This window comes from Chryseobacterium sp. Leaf394 (genome assembly GCF_001424105.1).
Taxonomy (GTDB): domain Bacteria; phylum Bacteroidota; class Bacteroidia; order Flavobacteriales; family Weeksellaceae; genus Chryseobacterium.
The window spans coordinates 189339-191786 of sequence record NZ_LMQH01000011.1 but is presented as its reverse complement, the minus strand read 5'-3'; the positions used below and the strand labels follow the sequence as shown (position 1 = coordinate 191786).

Here is a 2448-nt window from a genome sequence, read left to right as displayed (position 1 = left end):
AAACATTAAATGCTTATATTTTTCAAAATAACTCTTAATTCCGGCATTAGTCAATAACTCAATTATTTTAGCCTTCTATTTCTTAATAAATTTGATTGTTTGGTTATTCGCTCCGTCATTTATTTTGGCATTATAGACGCCTGGAATAAGTTCAGAAATATCAATCGCAATTTTATTGCTGTTATGCGACGAAGTTCTTAAAATTTTACCATCAAGATTATAAATTTCTACAGACCTAACCAATGTTTTTCCCTCAATATGAAGAAAGTCTGACACAGGATTAGGATAGATTTTAGATGTATATTTTGGAGTTTCAACAGTTGATAATACCCCTGTGGAAATATTCGCAGTGTAATCGGTCCATGTTCCGTACCCATAGGCTCCACAAGCAGACTGCGCAGGATTACCATCCCCTGAATTGGCAAGCCTGTTCCAAATTCTCATACGGTAATTCCCAGATATAACCGTTGACGGAATACTGAAACTGCCAGAGTAAGTAGGATCATAAACTGCAATATAATTAGGCAGGACAAGTGATTCTCCGGCGTCATCAAAATCTCCGTCTTTATTAAAATCAATTGCCATTCCGCAGCCAACCCAACCAATAGTTGTAACATTAATTGTGTATTGAGATCCCGCGGTAAGGTTTACGCTTACTGATGTTCTGTCTTTCCCGGTATCGCATGTACCGTCTGTGAAAGCATTGTCAAAATTTGCCTGTGGAATTGCCACCTGGGTTATTCTCCAATTTGAGCAACCGTTTACATAAGTAGGCTGGCAGTAAGTCTGTGAATTGAATAAACCGGCTAATGTAGTGGTAAGCAGTGCACAAAGAGTTTTTGCTAATAGATAGTTTTGTTTCATATATAGTAAAATAAATTTTTTGCGAAATTAAATAATTTTTCCGAATAAAATAGACATAACCTCTTTCATAATCTATTACATTTACATTATATCTAAAATATAGATCTGTATTTTGAGAGTATTAAATCTACTCAGCAGACACAATCCCAAGTTGAGGTAATTATTGTTTTCTCAGTTGCTGCAAAACTAAAATCTTATCCGAAAAGTTTATTCAGTATATATACCGAATTTCCGCCGCACAAAGTCTCACGACTTTGAGCAACCTCACTTTCATAAGATTTTTATCTAAATTAAAACATTGTTTAACGGCTTGTCAATCGAAACAAAAAAAACCACAGCAAAAGCCATGGTTTTATTTATTTTGAATTAAAAAATCTACTTCGAAGCTTCATCCAAAATCTGCAGATCTTCACTATCCAGATTTAATTTTGGTGCAGCAAATAAAGTTTCAAGCTGATTTTTACTTGTCGCACTTACGATAGGTGCTGTGATGAGCGGATTGGCCAGCAGCCAGGCCAGAGAAACCGTTGCCGGACTAGAATTGTGTTTTGCACTCACCTCATCCAAAGCCTTGAGAACTGCTTTTCCTTTGTCATCAAAATATTTTCTTACTCCTTCGCCACGGGTTGTTTTTGCGAAATCTTCCTCACTGCGGTATTTGCCTGTGAGAAAACCTGCTGCGAGTGACCAATAGGTAAAAACGCTCAGGTCAAAATCTTTGACCAACTGCTCATATTCACTTTCAAATTTTTCTCTTTCTACCAGATTGTAGTGAGGCTGGAGAGCGACGTATTTCGGGAGACCGTTTTTCTCGGCAGCTTCGAAAGATTCTTTCAGTCTTTCCGGAGAAACATTGGAAGCAGCGATGTAGCGTACTTTTCCGGCTTTGATGACTTCGTCATACGCTTCCAGAGTTTCTTCCACCGGCGTTTTGTTGTCGTCAAAATGAGTGTAGTACAAATCGATATGATCGGTCTGAAGGCGCTGCAAAGATTCATCTACCGATTTCAGAATATGTCTTTTGCTGATATCGAAGCCATGTTCCTTTGTTTCAGATCCGACTTTCGTGGCGATCACAAGATCGTTTCTGTTGTTTCGTTCTTTCATCCATTTTCCGATGATTTCTTCGGACTGTCCGCCCTTTCCGTTGACCCACCACGAATAAGTATCTGCTGTGTCAATGAAATTAAAACCGGCATCGGTAAACTGATCAAGAATATCAAAAGACTCTTTTTCATTGAGCGTCCATCCAAAGACATTTCCTCCAAAATTGATCGGTGCCACAGAGAGGTCTGTGTTTTTGATTGTTTTTTTCTGCATAATTTTGATTGAGTGTTTGAGTGTAAAGGTAAGAATGAATGTGAGAACACTCAAAAAAAAGACCATTGATAAAGGGTTTTGGAGTGATAGATAATAACGTTTACTGCTGAGCTTACGTTTAAACATAACACCGAGGGCACGGAGTTTCTTTACCTGCTATCTTTTTTTAAGTTTCACAAGGCCGTAAAATTGTAGAAGACCACAAAGATTTAGAATAATATTTTAATATCAATTTTATGATATAAATTAAAACTCACAATATTT

Annotated in this window: 2 protein-coding genes; both read right to left on the bottom strand. The window is 37.3% G+C overall.

The window, feature by feature from the left end:
- Positions 1-75: 75 nt before the first annotated feature.
- Positions 76-864 carry a T9SS type A sorting domain-containing protein gene (locus ASG21_RS05520; protein ID WP_056076873.1) on the bottom strand — a complete coding sequence of 263 codons (789 nt, stop codon included), beginning with the start codon at positions 862-864 and terminating at the stop codon, positions 76-78.
- A 375-nt stretch (positions 865-1239) separates the two neighbouring features.
- The gene (locus tag ASG21_RS05515; protein ID WP_056076871.1) at positions 1240-2184 is read right to left on the bottom strand and encodes an aldo/keto reductase; all 945 of its coding nucleotides are present in this window, start codon (positions 2182-2184) and stop codon (positions 1240-1242) included.
- Between the last annotated feature and the right edge of the window lie 264 nt (positions 2185-2448).